This is a genomic window from Olsenella sp. oral taxon 807 (assembly GCF_001189515.2).
Taxonomy (GTDB): domain Bacteria; phylum Actinomycetota; class Coriobacteriia; order Coriobacteriales; family Atopobiaceae; genus Olsenella_F.
In genome coordinates this window covers 677,605-697,242 of record NZ_CP012069.2, presented here as the reverse complement: position 1 = coordinate 697,242, position 19,638 = coordinate 677,605, and the positions used below count along the sequence as shown (strand labels likewise).

The following is a 19,638-nucleotide window of genomic DNA, read 5'->3' as shown; positions in this document are numbered from 1 at the left end:
TATAACCGCAGGAGGGTGCGCAGAGCGGGCACGACCGGATATACGCCCTTCACTCCATACAGGGTCTTGGGCTCTCGCCGCAAGAGTCCGCTAGACTCGCGAGACGAACTTGCCCGTACGGGTATCGACCTTGACCTTCTCCCCCTGATTGAGATACATGGGAACCTGGATGGTGGCGCCGGTCTCGATGGTCGCGGGCTTCGTGCCTCCCTGGACGGTGTCACCCTTGAAGCCAGGATCGGTGCTCGTGATCTCAGCCTCTATGAACATGGGCGGGTTCACGCCAAGGAGCTCGGTGTCGGCGTAGAGCAGCTGGCAGTTGTCATTCTCCTTGAGCCACTGGGCGTTTTCCCCGATAAAGCCCTCAGAGACGGGAATCTGGTCAAAGGTCTCGTTATCCATGAAATAGTAGGACGTACCGTCGTTGTAGAGATACTGCATCTCTCGGGTAATGAGCTGTACGTTCTCGAACTTGCTGCCAGCGTTGCAGGTTTGGTCAATGGTACGGCCACTCTGCAGGTCCTTGATCTTGTAACGGACGAAGGCACCTCCCTTGCCTGGCTTCACATGCTGAAACTCGACGATGGTGTAGTACTTGCCGTTGATCTTGAGACCCATGCCGTTCCTGAAGTCTGCGGTGCTGATAGTTGCCACAAGAAGCTCTCCTTCTCGATCTGTTCACGCCACGGTGCGAGCGACGCGCGTATGCCATGGGGAGAAAGTATAGCCCAACGCCCCCTGTGCTGTCGCCCTCTTCTGGCGCAACGACAGGGGGCATCCATCAGGCCTGCGACACAGACGGGCTGCCTCGCGCGGCGCAGCCCATCAGAGGACCGCTGTACCACCCCATCGCCATCCCCGAGCGCGCCAAGGTCGCCAGCCACATGCCTATGACGTGTCGCCCCCCTCGCCCTCAGCCTGAAAGAGCGCGCCTACGCCAGGGAAGGCCTCAAGGCTGCGGGTCAGGATGCCCCTCATCTGGGCGATGGCCAGACCGTAGTTGATGATGGGCACGCCTGCCCCCTCGCAGGCACGTATGCGACGCGCCATCTCCCTTTGACCAAGCATGCAGGCACCGCAGTGCACCACGAGGTCGAAGCCGGATGGGTCATGGGGAAACTCTGCGCCCGACGTGAACTCGAAGTGCGGACGCGCGCCAATGTAGCCCTCTATCCACAGGGGCAGCTTCACCGTACCGATGTCCTGGCACTGGCGGTGATGGGTGCAACCCTCGCTGATAAGAACCCGGGATGATCCCGCAAGTCGTGCCAGTCGCTTTGCACCACGCGCATAGGCCGCAAGCTCGCCCTTATGGCGAGCCATGAGGATAGAGAATGACGTGAGCGTGACGTCCCTCGGAACCGCACGCGCAACCTCGGCAAAGACCTGCGAGTCACAGATCACGAGGCGAGGACGCCCTCCCAGGCGCCCCATTGTGGCCGAAAGCTCCTCAGGACGGGTGCACACGCCCACTGCGTGCGCCTCCAGCAGCTCGCGCAAGACGAGCTGCTGAGGCAAAATGAGCCGACCCTTGGGCGCGGAGCCGTCGATGGGTATCACCAGGATGACAAGCTCACCGGTACCAACGAGGTCTGCCACAACCGGACGCGGCGGCTGAGGCCTGACAAGGCGTGCCAGGCGCTCCTTGAGCGCGTTCACACCGCTGCCGTCACGCGCGCTCACGAGAAGCGCCCCAGGCTCGCCCGCCAGGCGCCGACGCGTCTCACCATCGAGGAGATCTGCCTTGCTCCAGACGGTGAGCCGCACCACCTTGCACGTCTCGGCGAGGGCGGCGAGGGCGCGATCGGCGGGACTCCAGCCGCGCGTAGCGTCCACCACCAGCACCGCGATGTCGCAGTTCTCGAGCTCCGCGCGGGCACGCTCCACACGCCGCTTCCCCAGCTCCCCCGCATCATCGATGCCCGGCGTGTCCACGATCACCACGGGACCCAAGGGCAAGAGTTCCATCGACTTACGAACGGGGTCCGTCGTCGTACCGCTGATGCGCGACACCACAGAGACCTCCTGTGCGCAGACGGCGTTCACCAAGCTGGACTTGCCAGCGTTGCGCAGGCCAAAGAAGCCTATGCGCGTACGCTCGGACGAGGGCGTGTCATTGAGGCTCATAGGCGCCACCTAGAACCTGAAGTCTCGGGCGTTCGAGCTCTCGATGGCACTCAGGTGCTCCCTGGTGACTCGTCGCACCCTGGCGTCGGGGATTCGCGTGAGCTCACGTGCGATCAGGCTGCGACCGAGCGAGCGCGTCGTGGGCGAGGCGTAGTCCATGAGGTACTCGTCGAGCGTCATGAGCGCGTTAGGCTGGCAGTAGTTGAGGATCTGACCGCTCTTGCAGAAGCTCATGAAGCGATCGCCCGTACGCCCGGCTCGATAGCAAGCCGTGCAGAACGAGGGGATGTGGCCGCACTCCATGAGCCAATGAATGACCTCATCGAGCGTTCGCTGGTCAGAGACGTCGAACTGCTCGGTGTCATGGGGGCGCTCCTCTTCCTCGTAGCCGCCCACACTCGTGCGACTGCCGCCCGAGATCTGACTGATACCGTACTGCAGGGCCTTCTCGCGCACGGCCTGGCTCTCGCGCGTCGAGATGATCATGCCGGTGTAGGGAACCGCGATGCGTATGAGCGCGATGATCTTCTCGAACATGTCGTCCGAGAGCCCGTCATCAAATGATGCGGGATCGATGTCCATGGCAGGCTTCACGCGCGGCACGCTGATGGTGTGGGGACCCACGCCCCAGACAGCCTCTAGGTGCTCGGCGTGCATGAGCAGCCCCACGAACTCATAGCGGTACTTCTCCAGCCCAAAGAGGACACCCAGGCCCACGTCGTCTATGCCGCCCTCCATGGCACGGTCCATGGCCTCCGTGTGCCAATCGTAATCGTGCTTGGGCCCAGTGGGATGGAGCGCGAGATAGGACTCCTTATGGTAGGTCTCTTGGAAGAGGATGTAGGTGCCTATCTCGGCCTCCTTGAGCATGCGGTACTCATCGACCGTGGTCGCCGCGATGTTCACGTTGACGCGCCTGATGGCACCATTTCTGTGCTTGACGGAGTAGATCGTCTTCATGCTCTCGAGTATGTACTCGATGGGGCTCATGACGGGATCCTCCCCCGATTCGATGGCGAGGCGCTTGTGACCCATGTCCTGCAGGGCGATGACCTGCTCGCGAATCTCGTCCTGGGAGAGCTTGCGGCGAGCTATGTCACGGTTCTTGGCGTGGTAGGGGCAATACAGGCACCCGTTGACGCAGTAGTTCGAGAGGTAGAGCGGGGCAAAGAGCACGATGCGGTTGCCGTAGTAGGCAAGCTTGATCTGACGGGCGAGTCCCTTGATCCTCTCATTGACCTCTGGGATGTCACAGGCAAGGAGCACGGCCGCATCGCGATGCGAGAGCACGCTGCAGTGGTCGCGCGCGGGGTTGAGGTTGGGCTGTGCCTTGTCAAGGATCTTGTCAATGAGCCTCAGGTCATGCTTATGCTCATCCGCGAAGGCAAGCGTATCTAAGATCTCCTGGTGGTTGATGAACTCATCGGCGCGAGACGAGCTTGGGTCGTACGCGCAGCTCTGTGCTTTCTCTGTCATGTGGTGCTTCCTCTCCTTACCTGGTATTCCTCTCCTGACTGGTATCTATGTGACTATGTGACCGGCTTGGCCTGCGCGGGAGCGCCATGGGCATGCCGAGCGCCAACGCGGGATGGGCACAGGGGTGGGGGTGGATCTCCCCTGTCAACGACCACGCGAAAACCGATCGCCTCCATGCGCCTCGAGAGCTCGTGCAGCCCCTCCGCTGCCTCGACGCCCGTGGAGGCCTTGTGGTCATAGAGCGCATAGTCACCACGCACCTCCTTGGGCGAGAGATTGGGCATGATGACATTCGCACCCGCAAGGATACCCCTCTCACACCCTCTGGGATCGATGGAGGCAAGCGCTGTCGTCGCGGGCAGCAGGAGGTCGGGCTTGATGAGGCGCAACAGCGACAGGAGGTAGCAGCTCAGCTCTGCCGAGCCTCGTGGGAAGTCGCGAAACGGCGTCGCGTGATGCGGCACGAACGGCCCAATGCCACACATCTGTGGGTGAAGCGTCTCGATGAGCTTGAGGTCTGCGGCGAGCTCGGCACGGCCCTGGTAGGGCGAGCCCACCATAAAGCCGGCCCCCACGACAAAGCCGATATCCTTGAGGTTGCGCAGGCAGCTGAGGCGGTGCTCAAGCGAGAGACTGCGCGGATGGAGACGGGCGTAGTGGGCAGGCGTCGCCGTCTCGTGGCGCAAAAGATAGCGATCGGCCCCCGCATCAAAGAGCCTTCGGTAGCTCTCGTACGAGCGCTCGCCCAGCGAGAGCGTGACGGCACAGTCAGGGTGGGAGCGCTTAACCCGCAAGATAAGCGAGACGAGCCGCGCGTCATCGAACAACGCATCCTCCCCTCCCTGCAAGACGAAGGTCCTGAAGCCCAGTTCGTACCCCCTGTCACAACAGCTGAGGATCTGGGTGGGCGTCAGGCGGTAGCGCCGAATCCCACTGTCACTGCGACGAATGCCGCAGTAGTAGCAGTCGTTCCTACAGTAGTTGGATATCTCGATGAGCCCACGGACGAAGACGGCGTTACCAAAATACCTGCGACGCTGGACGTCGGCGCGTGCGGCAGCGTGGGCTGCAAGGTCCGGAGAGAATGCCTCGATGAGCCTCTGGTAGTCTCCCAGCGACAGGGAGTGCCTCTCGGCCAGCTGGTCTACGAGGCTGAGGGCAGCAGCGTTTACCATATATGCTCCTTCGCGTCAACTACAACCTGCGCAAAACGCTCGGTGTTGGATCGCAGCCCCATCTTAGCGCAGAGTCAGGTAAGCCGGGCTCACAAACAACTGTGCCCCCAAGAGGACCTTGACACACGCTATGGATCGACACGGCGGATCTCGGGCGACGGCCGCAGCTTATGCTCATTGGGACAGGAGGATGCTGGCCAGTGAATTCTCGATAAGAGACAGCTAACATGATCAGAAACGGCTAACATATCTAGCATATACGTGGTGGGCAAGCACCGGGAGATGGGCGCCCCGTCCCCGGGCCTGATGACGGGATGGTCGGCACGAGATGAGACGGCAAGACGATTTCGACTGTAGGCACACAGGCGCGAGCTGCATACGTCACGTCCCCCTGCTTTCCAAGCTTCCTGAGGCAACCCAACAGGAACTGCTCCTATGCGCCGTACAATCCTCCCACCCCAAGGGCACCATACTCGTACACGAGGGTGACCCCATCGACTCGGTGCTGATCGTGCAGAGGGGCAAGATAAAGATCTTTCGCATCGATGCCGACGGCGAGGAGTACGTCTTGGACGTGCTGCATGACGGGCAGGCGATTTGGCACGGCATATTCCTCGATGATCGCAGCTACCACTACTCGGTGGCCTGCCTGACAGAGCTTTCGCTGTGCACCATCCGTCGAGCGGCCTTCGAGCAGATACTTACGCTACACCCTGACGTTGCCATGGATCTCATCCACATCCTCAGCACCGAGCTCGACGGAGCAGAGGAGAAGCTCATGATGCTGAGTATCCGCGACCCCAAACGCAGGCTCGCCGAGTATCTCCTGCACCGCGACGCCCGCTGCCTAGGCGAAGAGATAGACCTCAGACTCGATGACATCGCGCGCTCCATCAGCCTCAGGCCCGAGACGGTCTCGCGCACCTTCACGACCTTCGAACGAAAGGGCCTCGTTGCGCGCCTCGGCAGGGGCCGAATACAGATAGTCAACCATCAGGGCCTCAGGGACGTGTCCGCCTCTATTGAGTAGCCTCGCAGCAACAGCGTCCGCAGCAGGAGCTCCCACGTCCCCGACCAAAAATAAATCCTGTAACTTGATTGTAATCATAGACCCAGATATGGTGACCAGGCTATAGTCGCACACATCAGATGGTCCTTTACTTTTTCATGTATGGGGTGCTTAGATGTTGCAGGGTAGGGTTCACTCATGCGAGTCGTTTGGGTCGGCCGATGGTCCCGGCGTGCGCTACCTCATATTCCTACAGGGCTGTGAGATGCGCTGTCGCTACTGTCATAACCCTGACACCTGGGGCAAGACCAAGGGCTCGCTCATGAGTGCGGACGAACTCCTGGACCAGGCGGAGCGCTATCGGGGCTACTGGGGTAAGGAGGGCGGCATCACCGTGAGTGGCGGTGAGCCCTTGTTGCAGATCGACTTCGTGCGCGAGCTTCTCCACAAGGCAAAGCAGCGCAACATCAACACCTGCATCGACACAGCCCTACAGCCCTTTACCAGAGAGCAGCCCTTCTTTGGTACCTTCGAGGCGCTGATGCGCGACACAGATCTTCTGCTCGTCGATATCAAACACATCGATCCCATTGAGCACAAGAAGCTCACGGGCTGCGACAACCGCAACATCCTCGATGGGCTTAGTTACCTCTCGCAGATCGGCAAGCCCATCTGGATACGGCACGTACTGGTGCCCGGCATCACCGACAATGATGACTACCTGCGTCTCACGAGGGAGTTCATCAAGGGACTCTCAAATGTCAAACGTATAGACGTTCTTCCCTACCACAGTCTGGGTATATATAAATGGGATGAGTTAGGAATCCCTTACACCCTGAGGGACACCAAGCCCCCAGCGGTCGAGCGTGTGAGAAATGCGGAGCGGATCCTGCAGGGCGCAGGAGACGCGACGCGTTAGGACCTTATACCAAGGAGGTATGAGATGCAAGAGGCATGGAACGGCTTTACCGGCGGCCACTGGGTGGATGATGTCAACGTGCGCGACTTCATCCAGCGCAACTACACCCAGTACGAGGGCGACGAGAGCTTCCTCGCCGGCCCCACCGAGGCGACTGACAAGCTCTGGGGTCGCCTGCAGGAACTCCAGGCCGAGGAGCGCAAGCATGACGGTGTTCTCGACTGCGAGACCGAGGTCGTGTCGAGTCTCACGGCCTACGGCCCTGGGTACATCGACGAGTCGATGAAGGAGCTCGAGAAGGTAGTCGGCCTGCAGACCGACAAGCCCCTGAAGCGCGCCTTCATGCCCTATGGCGGCATCAAGATGGCGCAGGAGGCAGCCGAGAACTACGGCTACCACATCAACGACAAGTACAACAAGATCTTCAACGAGTACCATAAGACGCACAACCAGGCCGTCTTCGATGCATATACCCCCGAGATGCGCGCCGCCCGCCACTCTCACATCGTAACGGGGCTTCCCGACACCTACGGGCGTGGCCGCATCGTGGGCGACTACCGCAGGGTGGCCCTCTACGGCATCGACTTCCTCATCGCCAAGAAGCAGGAGGATCTTCTCAACTGCGGCAACGGCACCATGACCGATGACATTATCCGTCTGAGGGAGGAGATCGCCGATCAGATTCGCGCCCTGAAGGGCATGAAGGAGATGGCCAAGATCTACGGCTATGACATCTCCGCGCCTGCCAAGGATGCTCACGAGGCCGTGCAGTGGCTCTACTTTGGCTACCTTGCTGCCATCAAGACCCAGAACGGCGCCGCCATGTCCGTGGGCCGCATCTCGACCTTCCTGGACATCTACATCGAGCGCGACCTCAAGGCCGGCAAGCTCACCGAGACCGAGGCCCAGGAGCTCATCGACCACATGGTCCTGAAGTTCCGCATGGTCAAGTTCGCCCGCATCCCCTCCTACAACCAGCTCTTCTCCGGCGACCCCGTATGGGCGACCCTCGAGATGGCGGGCCTGGGCATGGACGGGCGTCACATGGTGACCAAGAGCGACTATCGCTTCCTGCACACGCTCGAGAACATGGGTCCCGCGCCCGAGCCCAACCTCACAGTGCTCTACTCCGAGATGCTCCCCGAGAACTTCCGCCAGTACGCGGCCAAGATCTCCATCGAGACGTCCTCGATCCAGTACGAGAACGACGATGTCATGCGTCCCATCTGGGGTGACGACTACAGCATCTGCTGCTGCGTCTCGGCCACAGAGACCGGCAAGGAGATGCAGTTCTTCGGCGCTCGCGCCAACCTCGCCAAGTGCCTGCTCTATGCCATCAATGGCGGTAAGGACGAGAAGTTCCTGGACAAGCAGGGCAAGCACATGCAGGTGGGTCCCGAGTACGCCCCCATCACTTCCGAGTACCTCGACTACGATGAGGTCATGCACAAGTACGACCTGATGATGGACTGGCTGGCCGGGCTCTACGTCAACATCCTGGACCTCATCCAGTACATGCATGACAAGTACTACTACGAGTCGGCTCTGATGGCCCTCATCGACACCGACGTAAGGCGTACCTTCGCGACGGGTATCGCGGGATTCTCGCACGTGGTCGATTCGCTCTGCGCCATCAAGTATGCCAAGGTCAAAGCAGTGCGCGACGAGAGCGGCGTTGCCACGGGCTTCGAGGTCGAGGGCGACTTCCCCCGCTACGGCAACGACGACGCACGCGCCGATGACCTCGCCGTGTGGCTGCTCAAGACCTTCATGACCAAGCTTAGGAAATACCACACCTACCGCAACTCCGAGGCCACGACCTCGATCCTCACCATCACCTCGAACGTGGTGTACGGCAGGGCGACAGGTGCCCTTCCCGACGGTCGCAAGGCCTACACGCCCTTCGCACCGGGTGCGAACCCCTCCTATGGCGCAGAGCAGAACGGGCTTCTGGCCTCGCTGAATTCCGTGGCAAAGCTCCCCTACGAGTACGCGCTTGATGGTATCTCCAACACCCAGACCATCAACCCGAGCGCACTGGGTACCGATGACACGCAGCGCAAGGTCAACCTCGTGCACGTCATGGATGGCTACTTTACCGCCGGCGCACATCACCTGAACGTGAACGTCTTCGGTGTGGACAAGCTCAAGGACGCCATGGAGCATCCCGAGAAGCCCGAGTACGCCAACTTCACGATTCGAGTCTCCGGCTATGCGGTGAAGTTCATCGACCTCACCCGCGAGCAGCAGCTCGACGTCATCGCGCGCACCTGCCACGACCATATGTAAGGATAGTTCTGGCAGAAGGGCTGGCGCAGCGCCGTTGTAAGGGCTAGCTGACATGTGACCTTTGGGGCACCCGCAGTAACAAGGCGGGTGCCCTTTTTGGATGCTTCGAGGCGATCACGATCGTGCGAAGCGGTAGTGCGCAGTGGTAGTGCGCACCTCGCGGGACTCGAGGTCACTTGGCGCAACCCCCCCGCAGTCTGGCGGGCGGTTGTCCCACACCTTCTCTGAGCAACGACGTAACGGAAAGGCGCAGCCTGCACGTTGGGCCTCACGGAAAAGTGCAGTCTGTACTCACCGCCTCACGGAAAGGCGCATTCTGTATGTTGGGCCTCACGGAAAAGTGCATTCTGTAAGTTGGGCCTCACGGAAAAGTGCGCTCTGCATGTTGGGCCTCACGGAAAGGCGCAGTCTGTCCCCGCCACTCCCGCAGAATGCGTCTTTCCGTGAGATCGTGCCACCAGAATGCGCTTTTCCGTACGGCACGGGTTGCAGAATGCGCTTTTCCGTAGAGTGCGCCTTTTCTCACCTGGGCAAACGTCGAGCCGCCTCACGCAAAAGCGCATTCTGTGTCCGCTGCCTCACGGAAAAGCGCATTCTGTGCTCACCGCCTCACGCAAAAGCGCAGTCTGCATGTTGGGCCTCACGGAAAGGCGCACTCTGTCCCCGCTACTCCCGCAGAGTGCGTCTTTCCGTGAGATCGTGCCGCCAGAATGCGCTTTTCCGTACGGCACGGGTTGCAGAATGCGCTTTTCCGTAGAGTGCGCTTTTCCTCACCTGGGCAAACGTCGAGCCGCCTCACGCAAAAGCGCAGTCTGTACGTTGGGCCTCACGCAAAAGCGCATTCTGTACGTTGGGCCTCACGCAAAAGCGCATTCTGCATGTTGGGCCTCACGGAAAAGCGCAGTCTGCACCCAGCACCTCACGGAAAGGCGCAGTCTGTACGCGAGCGGTCGCGCAGAGTGCGCCTTTCCGTGAGGCCAGACCCCAAGCCGAAGTTCGGGGCCCCGGCGCAACCCGCCCCGCAGCCTGGCGGGCGGTTGCCCGGGCGCGTTTGCCCAGTTGGGCCATTTTCCATAGTGCCCCGCATCCTGGCGGGCGGTTGCCTTGCGCCCCCTCCGGGCGACAACGTGACGGAAAGGCGCACTTTGTATGCAAGTCATTAGCTTGCGTGAGATACAGGCACCACAGATCTGTTGGAGATAGACATGCCGCTCATCCGACTCATTGGTGCGCTCGCCCCCACAGGTCATCCCAGACACGCACAAAAGGTTATCCTTTCAGCATCCGTACAACGCAAGCGATAGGAGATAACATGAGCGCTATGGGTCAGCCGGGACGGGTCGGAGGCACGACCTGCAAGGTAACATGGGTTCGTGCCATGGCATGCGTGTGCGTGATCGGCCTTGCTACTCTGCTCCCGCAGCTGGCGTGGGCTGATACAGACATGGGCCAGGTGGAAGCGACCATCGGTGAGCAGGGAGCCGAAACGATGACAGACCTGGGACCAGAGGGCGCGCCAGGGGTGGACGTGGCCGGATCGGCTGAAGAAGCCATCACGCCCCCCAGCGAAAAGCCCGAGGAGACCGGCGAGGACACCGCGTCTCAAAACAGCATGGAGTCGGACGCGGCTACCCTCGCTGCTGCCACCCAGGACGTCTTACGCCTCTATAACAGATGGTCGGGAGAGCACCTCTATACCACGAGCAGGACCGAGTACAACAGCCTCGGCAAGGTGGGCTGGTCGGGCGAGGGCACCGCATGGGCAGCACCAAGCTCGGGCTCGAACCCGGTCTGGCGCCTCTACAACAGGTAGAGCGGTGATCACCTGCTCACGAGCGACCGCAAAGAGTACGATGCGCTCGGTAGGGCCGGCTGGAACCGTGAGGGCGTCGCGTTCTATAGTGGTGGCGGTGTGTCGGTGTGGAGGCTCTACAACAGGTGGCTCAAGGCGGGAACCCACCTCCTCACAACGGACAAGACAGAATACGACAATCTGATCAGGGACGGTTGGTCCGGCGAGGGTGTCGCGTTCTACGCCGTGAGCGCTCGCAGCGGGCAGACCGATTCCCAGCGCAGGGAGGCCGAGGTTAGGGCCGCCATTGATAGGAACCCGACGAGCGTGAACGACGGTGACACCATAACCGTCACGGGGAAAGCGGTTGCAGAGTCCCTGCAAGACTTTGATGGCACTGCCTACAGCGTGCAGCTCCAGAGGCCGTTGACCATTCGTAATATCCCACCGAGCACGGTAGACACAACTCCCACGGAAACGACGAACAGTCTCGATTTGGTCAAGTGGCTTGGACGTGGCTACAATACATGGTGGAATGAGCCACAGAAGTGGTTTGCGAGCCATGTCGGTAAAACGGTAACGGTGACGGGAAGAGTTGTCTGGCGTAGATCTGGCAAGCTCATGTCGTATGGACCGTGGCTCTACGATGCCAAACTCGTGAGGGTCTGGTAGAGCATTGGAATCCGGTAAGCATTGACACGATCCGTAAGGCAATGGCTCACCTTGGCCTTAGGTCACACTAGAGGTCCTTAAGAAGGCTTTTCGGAGGCTTGTGTGGGTTGACGTCTCAGTGAAAACGCCAACCTAGCGGCAGGCAGCACCACTCGCGCAGAGCCTGTCGCGCAGAGCCTGTTTCCGACCAGGGAAGAGGCGACCACCGAGGGGGCACCGGCACACCATGGTGGTTGAGCCGCTCGCGCCACCCGACGCAGCTCGCGACGCAACAGTGTACACGAATGCCCCAAAACGGCGCCGAGGGGCCATTTCCACCGATCTGTGTACACTCCCGTGGCCCCGCCCGCTCGCGCGACCGGGCGGGGCCACGGGCCCCACGACATCGACGGCCCCATGGTCCCCGTAATGCCATGGGGCTCAGACCTGAGGCCCACGCCACCAGGGAGGTGACGCAACCACCCACACGAACTCACGAACCTGGCATCACCTCATCTAGGGAATCTGGGCAGGTTCATCAGTCTAGCGATACGAGACGTCGGGACACCTCAAGAGCCAGCTTTCGGCGGAGACTACCTGAACATCTCCGACCACAATATCATCGTCACGCCGCATAACCACGTAGCGGCACTCCTTGGGGACGCCACCCGGCACAAGTGAGGCAAGCTCGTTGACCGTGGCACTGAATGTACCTCTGAACGTCCTCGAGGACTTGATCTCCACAAGCTTGGGTGCATTCGTAAGATCGACGAGGTCGACTTCCTTACCCCGGGAATCTCTATAGAAGTACATCTCGGGCACGACACCCGCATTAAGATATTGCTTCATCGACTCGGCGATAATAAGGTTTTCGAATACGGCACCTCTCATGGGACTATCACGCAGCTGCTCGAAAGAGCGTATACCCAAGAGATGGCAGAGCAGACCGGTATCGTTGAGATATAGCTTTGGAGTCTTGACAAGCCTCTTGCGAATGTTGGCGAAGTATGGTGGCAGCAGGAAGATGATGTAGCTCGACTCGAGTATCGACAACCATTCCCGTGCCGTCTTGCTTGACACACTCGCATCCTGCGCAAGGCGCGTGATGTTAAGGAGTCCACCGGCCGTCTGGGCGACGAGCCGCAGCATCGTCTCGAACTGGCGAATGTTCCTGACATCCAGATAACCCGCGACGTCACGCTCCAGATAGGTCGAGACATACCCGTCGTAGTACACACGTGCTGGAATCTTCCTATCGTATAGTCGCGGGTATCCGCCCTTTCGCATGAAGTCATCGAGGCCTAAGTCGCCCTGCTCAGCTCGAGCCTCAGCAAAAGACAACGGCATAAGCCGAAGCAGACCCACACGCCCAGCCAGCGACTGCGTGATACTCCTGAGCAAAAGGAAGTTTTGAGAGCCCGACAGAATGTATTGCCCCGGCTCGCCCGTCTCGTCCGATACGACTTGAATCATATTGAAGAGCTCGGGCGCCAGCTGCGCCTCATCGATGACCAGACGCTGCGGACGATCGCGTATGAAACCCACGGGGTCAGCGAGTGCCGCTTCTCGCGTGTCAATGTTCTCGAGGTTGACATAGTCATACTCAGAAAAGACCTTCCTCACGAGCGTTGACTTACCGCTTTGGCGCGGTCCCGTGACGGACACAACGGGAAACCACCCGGCCATCTTGAGGGCTATCTCTTCCATGCTTCTGGCAATCAAGCTCCAGCCTCCTTCTGTGCACACCGAACACTACCGTTCAAGATAGAAGGGAAGTTGGTTGTTCGCAAGTCATGAAGTGCCTTTGGCGCAGGCTGCGAAGGAACGAGAGGAGACCAGCGACTCCTTGTTTTTCAGAAGCCACACCGCAGCTGTAACTGAGCCTTGCGAGCCGTCCGTCGATGCACTCTCCCCCGTTCGCATAAACGTCGTCTGCACCCACGGACCCCTATGATAAGAATGGACCAAGTGCCGCTGTCCTGTGCGACGCTCTCACGGCCCAAAAACGACAAAGGTGAGGGAGAGGTACATGCGAGCGCGACCGTATCCGGTATCTGCTGCCCGACGGCAGGGACCTACGGTCAGTCAGCGAGAAATTCAGACTGCCTGTCCCAGCGGCTATGATTGGAGAATTGAACATGACGGCCATACTAATCACCACAGCCCTTTATGGGATCGTTATCGGACTGTGCGCAGAGGGAATTTCACAGCGCGCCACCGAGCACGTTTGTCACAGGAAGGGACTCGCTGGACCTGACATCGACCCGTCCCGAAGGGACGCCCTCCGTCTCGCGCTCCCGCTCACTCACATCGCAGCCTGCGCCGCCATGGGGCTTCTCGCGAGCCGCTCGCTACCCGCCTCCACGCCCTTGGCGTCCATGCCCATGGCACAGTCTTTGATCGGCTGTATGCTCCTCACCACAGTGATCGTTGCCGTGTGGATAGAGTTGACTATAAACATCATACCCAACGAGCTTGTCATACTGACCCTCCTGCTCGGCCTCGCGTATCGGGTGCTGAGCGGCTGGCTAAGAGGAGACGTCCTCTCCTCCCTGCTCGGATCTCTCGGCGCATTCATGATCACCCTTGTCCTCTTCGTATGCAGCATAGCTTCCGCACTAAAGGCGTCCAACGGAATCTCTCACGGGGTAGGAGCTGGTGCTTTCAAGATGGCCCTTGCGCTTTCGGTGGCGGTTGGCTTTCCCGGAGTCGTGTTCTTCTACCTAGGGCTTTTTGCCACTGTAGCTGTCTACTTCCTCTTCAAGCTGCTCACCGGCTCATACTCGTTCCTCACAGAGTTTCCCCTGTCTCCCTTTCTGTTCCTTGGCCTCCTCTGTGGCCTCGCTTGCCCCTACCTGCTGCCAGCCATCTGGCCGTAGAAATCCCTCCGAGAAAGAACGGCGACGCCCAGCACACAGATGCTGGACGCCGCCATGAACATATCATGCGAGCCTCAGGCAAGCGCGATACCCAAGAGGTAGCCCCAGCGAACCACCTCCGTCGTACTGTAGTAGCGAATCCACTCGTCGAGGGGAGAGTCTCGAACGGCACCAACGTTATCCCTGACCTGTCCGCGACCTACATAGATGCCAATGTGTCCGTAGATACTGCCCATGCGCGAGTGCGAGTGTGACGGAACGGCAATGACCATACCAACCCTGAGCTGCGCCCTATCTGAACTGTGACACCAGCGCCAGTACATGTCATCGGCATTGCCCCCGGCATAACGATAGCCCGCACGGGAGAAGACCTGGCTTACCCACATGGCACAGAGCCCGGCACCAGGTGATGGGGTGGAGTACGCCACGCTCACGAGATCTCGCTGTGCGTCGGTAACGTCAGACATCCTCCCGTCATTATTGGCCCAGAACCAGCTCATGCCATCATCAAAGTCCATGTTTCTTAGGACATAGCCCGCCGTCGTCGTGTAATGGGCGCCACCGATATCCGATTCGCCATCGGACGAACGTCCGAGCTGCGCGACCGAGTAGGCACCCCTCGAGTAGAGGTAGTAGCGCTGCAGCCCCTGGCAAAAGCGGTCCGTGACCAGCCAGCCAGAGCCGGTGGCGAGCCTCCCATCGTTGTCGGCGAGGTAGATAATAGAGCCACTTCTCAATGACCCACGCAGAACATGCCCCGCGCCGGTTGTGAAGTGGTACGCACCAATGCCGCCCCGGCCAGTTGCGCCGTCGCGAGAGACGCCTGGCTTTGCGACCGAGTAGGCACCTCTCGAGTAGAGGTAGTAGCGCTGCATCCCCTGGCCAAAGCGGTCCGTGATCAGCCAGCCAGAGCCGGTGGCGAGCCTTCCGTCGTTGTCGGCGAGGTAGATGACACCACCCTGCTCACGGGCACCCCGAATCACCGCGCCTGAGGCAGTGGCCCACGCACGATAGCCCGCACCTCGGTCAACAGGGGAAGAGCTGGGGTCTATGAGACGCGAGGCCGCCACGACAGCATCCGAGCCTATCCAATAGCGCTGAAGCTGCCCGGGCGTCCACGCCTGCGTCACGGTCCAAAAGCCCGCGATGGGAAGCTTGGAGAGCTTTGAGGCGTACCAAGAGTTACCGTCGTCAGACCAACCAGCGCGGATGCACGAGCGCTTCTCGTTCGCATCGGCCGTGAGCAGGTGAGAACCCGTCTGGACGTATCGGTTGTAGAGACGTGATATGGCGGCGCCGGAGCCAGCGGGCGCACCGTAGAGCTGCACGCCCTCGCCCTTCCAGCCGACCCTCGCCAGCCTGCTGTATTCGGCCTTGCTGGTGGTATAGAGATGATCGCCTGACCAAGCGTTATAGAGTCTATAGACCGGAACGCCCGCAGAGGGGGCGACCCAAGCGACACCCTCCCAACGCCACCCCTCAGAGAGCGCGGATTTTGCCTCACTCAGGCTTCCCGTGTAGAGGTGCTCTCCAGTCCAGGCGTTGTACATACGGTATACATTGGAATGGGATGCCTGCGTGGTAGACCCAGAGTCTCTTGCAACTGACGTGACATCCTTCTTTGACGACACATCCGCAACGCTGGTGTTATCTACGGTCGGGGTATCTGTCGCAGGCACATTGGTTGTCGACACATCGGCTGACAACGTATCTGCCGCAGGCGCGGCTGCGACATGCGACGATCCAGCAGCCGCTGAGCTCGAGCTGACGGGAATATCAGACGTTGACGGCGCGGGGCCAGACTGATCGGATGAGGTAGTATCTTGGACAGCTGTCGTGCTGCCTATAGACTCGACGTCGGAACCTTTCGAGGAATTCGTCGCCTCAGAGACCGGCTTGGCGGACGCCTGCTGCCCTTTCGCACGGGGTGAGCCAAACTCAGACTTCTCAGTCTTTTCGGTCTTGTTGCTCGGTGCTGTGGGAACACCTGTATCTTCAATGCTCGACGACTCTTCGGGTCCGCTCGCCACAGCCTCCGCCGTCGCGCCGGACCCTGGCGTTGCCTCCTGTGCGAGTGCGGACCGAGCGCCAGCACCACCAAACACGAGCGTGAACCCGAGTGCCGCGGATACCAGCCCAACGGACAGTTTGGGAATCACCCAACACGATGTACGCCAGACCCCCTCACCTGGGGCAGAAGCGAGCCTCTTCCCCACCGCCTCCTGCAACATCCTCGATACCTGCGCTTGTCGCGACATAGCGTCATCCCTTCAACGAAACGAGGTCCTGCCGCATGTCTTAGATGCAACAGGACTCAACGAAGAAAGATGATAGCATACGTACAATGATTGGCAAGGTATCTATATACTAGCTACCTGCTGCTTCCGCAGCAGCGCGGCTATCACCTACGATCCGCTCAAAGAACGTCCGTCAGACGCAAAGGCCTGATGGACCCGTGTTCCTTACGGCACGACAGACGCCAACGTCACTGCATGCGCCAAGGCAAAGCAGATGATGCCTCCGATGACCGTGTAGATCAAGGTGTACTTGAAGACAGCGCGAATGACCTTGCTCTCCTGACCCGCTATCCCCGCAGCCGCACAGGCAAGCGCGACATTGGAGGGAGCAACCATCTTGCCGATGCCAGCACCCATCGCGTTAGCGGCGCACAACCATTGCGGGACAACTCCGATTCGACTCGCCGTCTCCTGCTGCAACGGACCAAACAGAACACCCGTGTTCGTTCCGGACCCCGTAACGAAGGCACCAAGGACACCAACGAGCGGCGAGAACAGGGGGAAAATCCCTCCCGTGATAGCAACCAACGCTTCAGCAACATCTTTTGTCATACCGCTGTGCACCATGATCTTTGCCGTTGCCAGCACGGAGCAGATGGTGACGATCGTCTTGACGTTCGAGGCCACCGTATGCCCAAACACCGACGCGATCTTCTGGGGCCTTGCCCCCTGGATAAGTCCGCCGATGATAGCCGCGATGATGATCCACACGCCTGGGGTGTTTATCCAAGAGAAGTTAGTCGGCTTTCCCGTTGGCCCTGTATAGATGAGAACCGAGGACTTGATGGCAGAAAGTGGCGCGTTAACGGGCGGGACCAGCTTGGAGGTGCCAAGCAGCAGGATGAAGATCAAAATGAAGGGACTCCAGGCCTTGACGCCCTCGGCAACGCTGATGCTGAGCTTTTGCTGCTTATCCGCTGCGATGCGGTACTCATCTGGCACTGGCTTGTTCCTCATCGCGATGGCAAGGGGGATGGTTATGGCCATAGAGCAGCCCGAGCCGATGATGTCTGGAAGCTCCGGACCGATAAAGGTCGCGACCAGAAAGTTCGGTACCGTGAAGGCCAAAGACGAGACGAGCGCGATGGGAAGGACGCCCTTGAAGGCCTTGAAGCCCTTGCCTATCACGAAGACCATGAAGAAGGGCGAGAGAAACATGAGCAGGGCCTCAATCAACGCCGTATTGGCCGAGAGCAGTACTGAATCCACGCCTATTAATGGAGCCAATGTCGTGGTCGGCACGCCGACAGAACCGAAGGCTGTCGGCGTCGAGTTCACGATCAGCAGTCCCACGAGGGTCGGGAGTGGCTCGAAGCCAAGAGCGATGAGAATGCTCGCGGGAATGGCCACTGCTGTACCGAAACCGGCCATGCCCTCCATGAAGCACCCAAAGCTCCACCCGATGATGATAGCCAGGATGCGCTTGTCACTGGAGATGCTGGACAACATCGCCTTGATCCGGTCCATTGCACCTGTCTCGAGAACCAGGTTGTAGGTAAAGAGTGCAGCAATGATAACGAGGATGATGGGCCACAGTGCGCTCAGCACCCCCTCGAGTATCGCCGTGCCACAGTTGAAGGGAGCCATACCCTTGTAGGGAATTGCAACGACGGCGGCAAAGGCTATTGCAATGCCGCACGCCTTATATCCCGGCATCTTCAGACCTGTGAGCGCAATCACCAACCAGATGATCGGGACCAGGCCGAGCAAGAGATTAACTAACATAGTTGTATCCACGTGTATCCCTCCTTAGTCTTGGTCATGTATTGGACTGAGACTACGTCAGGTACACAGGCCAACGAGACGTCCATGCCCTCCCCGTCATCGCCATGCTCCCATAGTTTTTCTGACCCGCAAGATAATGGAAAGGCACAGGCGATCCCCATACGCCCATACCCATAAACATAGATCCCATGAGGGCACAGCATCCTCTCGCGGCCCATCCTGAGGCTATGGCTTCCCGCAAGTTTCCGAGAAGCCATAGCCGATCACCCCGTAGTCGTCAGACTCCCATACGTCCGGTGACTAGCTTTCCTTGATTTTCTTTACTTCCTCGATCATAAGTGGGAGCACCTTCAGAGCATCCCCGATGATGCCGACATTGGCGACGGAAAAGATGGGCGCGTCCTCGTCCCTGTTGATCGCGACGATGTAGTCTGCTCCCGTAATGCCAGAGAGGTGCTGGGTGGCACCGGAGACACCTGCTGCGATGTACAGCTTGGGCGCGACGCACTTCCCAGACTGCCCGACCTGATGGTTCTTTGCGATCCAACCATCCTCGATGGCGGGCCTGGTGGCACCCACCTCGCCACCAAGCACCCCTGCGAGTTCCTCGACCAGGGCAAAGCCCTCCTTGCTCCCCAGCCCGCGGCCACCCGAGACGATGACCTCGGCGTCCTCGAGGTTCACGGATTCGGTGATCTCCTGTACCGTGTCGATGACCTTCGCGCGCACGGCGCCATCCGAGACGGCGTAGCTACCGCTCACGACCTTGCCCTGCGCAGGCTCATCCAGTTTCTTAAAGGCACCAGAGCGAATCGTCGCTATCTCGGGAGCAGCGTCTATCTTCACGTCACTCAAGACCGTACCGCTGTACTCGGTCATGGTGTAAGTAACATCCTTGCCCTCTGCCGCGACAGCGATCACGTCAGATGCGGAGGCTGACTGGAACCTAGCGGCAAGCATGGGGGCCAGGTCCTTGCCGTCGGTCGTCCCACCGATCAAGACGACGGCGGGCCTCTCTGCCTCCACTATCTGCCCGAGTACATCAGCATAGGCATCCAAGTTAAAGTCCTGCAGCTCGCTCGAGTCAACATAGATGACCCTATCGGCACCAGCCATGGCGACCTCATTGGCCGCAGCCTCCCTGCCACTTCCCAAGACGACGGCGACGACGCCCTCGCCCCTCGCGTCTGCGATGCTGCGGGCCGGCGTCAGAGACTCGAGGCTCGCCTTCACGGGGCTGCCGTCTGCAACCTCGATGTACACAAGCACGTCTTTCGTGTCTTCCCTCTTCATGGCATA

The 19,638-nt window shown here is 59.9% G+C and carries 14 protein-coding genes; 6 read left to right on the top strand and 8 right to left on the bottom strand.

Annotated features, from left to right (window positions below; all coding sequences use genetic code 11):
• Positions 1–90: 90 nt before the first annotated feature.
• From efp to hydE, 4 genes are all read right to left on the bottom strand, one after another.
• Positions 91–654 carry an elongation factor P gene (efp, locus tag ADJ70_RS02950; protein ID WP_050343352.1) on the bottom strand — a complete coding sequence of 188 codons (564 nt, stop codon included), beginning with the start codon at positions 652–654 and terminating at the stop codon, positions 91–93.
• Positions 655–888: 234 nt separating this feature from the next.
• Positions 889–2,127: a [FeFe] hydrogenase H-cluster maturation GTPase HydF gene (gene hydF, locus ADJ70_RS02945; protein ID WP_050343350.1), complete on the bottom strand. Its 1,239-nt coding sequence runs from the start codon at positions 2,125–2,127 to the stop codon at positions 889–891.
• 9 nt (positions 2,128–2,136) lie between these two features.
• Entirely contained in the window at positions 2,137–3,603 is a 1,467-nt protein-coding gene (gene hydG, locus ADJ70_RS02940) for a [FeFe] hydrogenase H-cluster radical SAM maturase HydG (protein WP_050343348.1), read from the bottom strand.
• Positions 3,604–3,656: 53 nt separating this feature from the next.
• Positions 3,657–4,778 (bottom strand): [FeFe] hydrogenase H-cluster radical SAM maturase HydE, encoded by a 1,122-nt coding sequence (gene hydE / locus ADJ70_RS02935; protein WP_050343347.1) that lies wholly within the window; start codon positions 4,776–4,778, stop codon positions 3,657–3,659.
• A 328-nt stretch (positions 4,779–5,106) separates the two neighbouring features.
• Here hydE and ADJ70_RS02930 point away from each other — a divergent pair, with 328 nt between their 5' ends.
• The 5 genes from ADJ70_RS02930 (at position 5,107) to ADJ70_RS15055 (ending at position 11,459) form a co-directional block, all read left to right on the top strand.
• Positions 5,107–5,808, top strand: coding sequence for a Crp/Fnr family transcriptional regulator (locus ADJ70_RS02930; protein ID WP_050343345.1), 702 nt, complete (start codon positions 5,107–5,109; stop codon positions 5,806–5,808).
• Positions 5,809–5,962: 154 nt separating this feature from the next.
• Positions 5,963–6,706: a pyruvate formate-lyase-activating protein gene (gene pflA / locus ADJ70_RS02925; RefSeq protein ID WP_050343343.1), complete on the top strand. Its 744-nt coding sequence runs from the start codon at positions 5,963–5,965 to the stop codon at positions 6,704–6,706.
• 24 nt (positions 6,707–6,730) lie between these two features.
• Positions 6,731–8,995 (top strand): formate C-acetyltransferase, encoded by a 2,265-nt coding sequence (gene pflB / locus ADJ70_RS02920; RefSeq protein WP_050343341.1) that lies wholly within the window; start codon positions 6,731–6,733, stop codon positions 8,993–8,995.
• Positions 8,996–10,307: 1,312 nt separating this feature from the next.
• Positions 10,308–10,808 carry a hypothetical protein gene (locus ADJ70_RS15060; RefSeq protein WP_216597306.1) on the top strand — a complete coding sequence of 167 codons (501 nt, stop codon included), beginning with the start codon at positions 10,308–10,310 and terminating at the stop codon, positions 10,806–10,808.
• A gap of 99 nt (positions 10,809–10,907) precedes the next feature.
• On the top strand, positions 10,908–11,459 hold the full coding sequence (locus ADJ70_RS15055) for a hypothetical protein (protein WP_216597305.1): 552 nt from the start codon (positions 10,908–10,910) through the stop codon (positions 11,457–11,459).
• A gap of 522 nt (positions 11,460–11,981) precedes the next feature.
• Here ADJ70_RS15055 and ADJ70_RS02910 read toward each other — a convergent pair.
• On the bottom strand, positions 11,982–13,160 hold the full coding sequence (locus ADJ70_RS02910) for an ATP-binding protein (protein WP_253273218.1): 1,179 nt from the start codon (positions 13,158–13,160) through the stop codon (positions 11,982–11,984).
• 416 nt (positions 13,161–13,576) lie between these two features.
• Between ADJ70_RS02910 and ADJ70_RS02905 the strand changes: the two genes are divergently transcribed.
• On the top strand, positions 13,577–14,317 hold the full coding sequence (locus tag ADJ70_RS02905) for a prepilin peptidase (protein WP_050343339.1): 741 nt from the start codon (positions 13,577–13,579) through the stop codon (positions 14,315–14,317).
• A 74-nt stretch (positions 14,318–14,391) separates the two neighbouring features.
• Here ADJ70_RS02905 and ADJ70_RS02900 read toward each other — a convergent pair whose 3' ends face one another.
• From ADJ70_RS02900 to ADJ70_RS02890, 3 genes are all read right to left on the bottom strand, one after another.
• Positions 14,392–16,575 carry a hypothetical protein gene (locus tag ADJ70_RS02900; RefSeq protein ID WP_157051372.1) on the bottom strand — a complete coding sequence of 728 codons (2,184 nt, stop codon included), beginning with the start codon at positions 16,573–16,575 and terminating at the stop codon, positions 14,392–14,394.
• Positions 16,576–16,779: 204 nt separating this feature from the next.
• Complete coding sequence (locus ADJ70_RS02895) at positions 16,780–18,351, bottom strand: L-lactate permease (protein WP_216597304.1); 1,572 nt, start codon at positions 18,349–18,351, stop codon at positions 16,780–16,782.
• Positions 18,352–18,639: 288 nt separating this feature from the next.
• Complete coding sequence (locus ADJ70_RS02890) at positions 18,640–19,632, bottom strand: electron transfer flavoprotein subunit alpha/FixB family protein (protein WP_050343335.1); 993 nt, start codon at positions 19,630–19,632, stop codon at positions 18,640–18,642.
• Between the last annotated feature and the right edge of the window lie 6 nt (positions 19,633–19,638).

Coding starts and splice junctions, on each gene's coding strand:
- hydF (WP_050343350.1), bottom strand. CDS start 2,127: ATGAGCCTCAATGACACGCCCTCGTCCGAGCGTACGCGCATAGGCTTC.
- hydG (WP_050343348.1), bottom strand. CDS start 3,603: ATGACAGAGAAAGCACAGAGCTGCGCGTACGACCCAAGCTCGTCTCGC.
- hydE (WP_050343347.1), bottom strand. CDS start 4,778: ATGGTAAACGCTGCTGCCCTCAGCCTCGTAGACCAGCTGGCCGAGAGG.
- ADJ70_RS02930 (WP_050343345.1), top strand. CDS start 5,107: ATGAGACGGCAAGACGATTTCGACTGTAGGCACACAGGCGCGAGCTGC.
- pflA (WP_050343343.1), top strand. CDS start 5,963: ATGTTGCAGGGTAGGGTTCACTCATGCGAGTCGTTTGGGTCGGCCGAT.
- pflB (WP_050343341.1), top strand. CDS start 6,731: ATGCAAGAGGCATGGAACGGCTTTACCGGCGGCCACTGGGTGGATGAT.
- ADJ70_RS15060 (WP_216597306.1), top strand. CDS start 10,308: ATGAGCGCTATGGGTCAGCCGGGACGGGTCGGAGGCACGACCTGCAAG.
- ADJ70_RS02905 (WP_050343339.1), top strand. CDS start 13,577: ATGACGGCCATACTAATCACCACAGCCCTTTATGGGATCGTTATCGGA.
- ADJ70_RS02900 (WP_157051372.1), bottom strand. CDS start 16,575: ATGTCGCGACAAGCGCAGGTATCGAGGATGTTGCAGGAGGCGGTGGGG.
- ADJ70_RS02890 (WP_050343335.1), bottom strand. CDS start 19,632: ATGAAGAGGGAAGACACGAAAGACGTGCTTGTGTACATCGAGGTTGCA.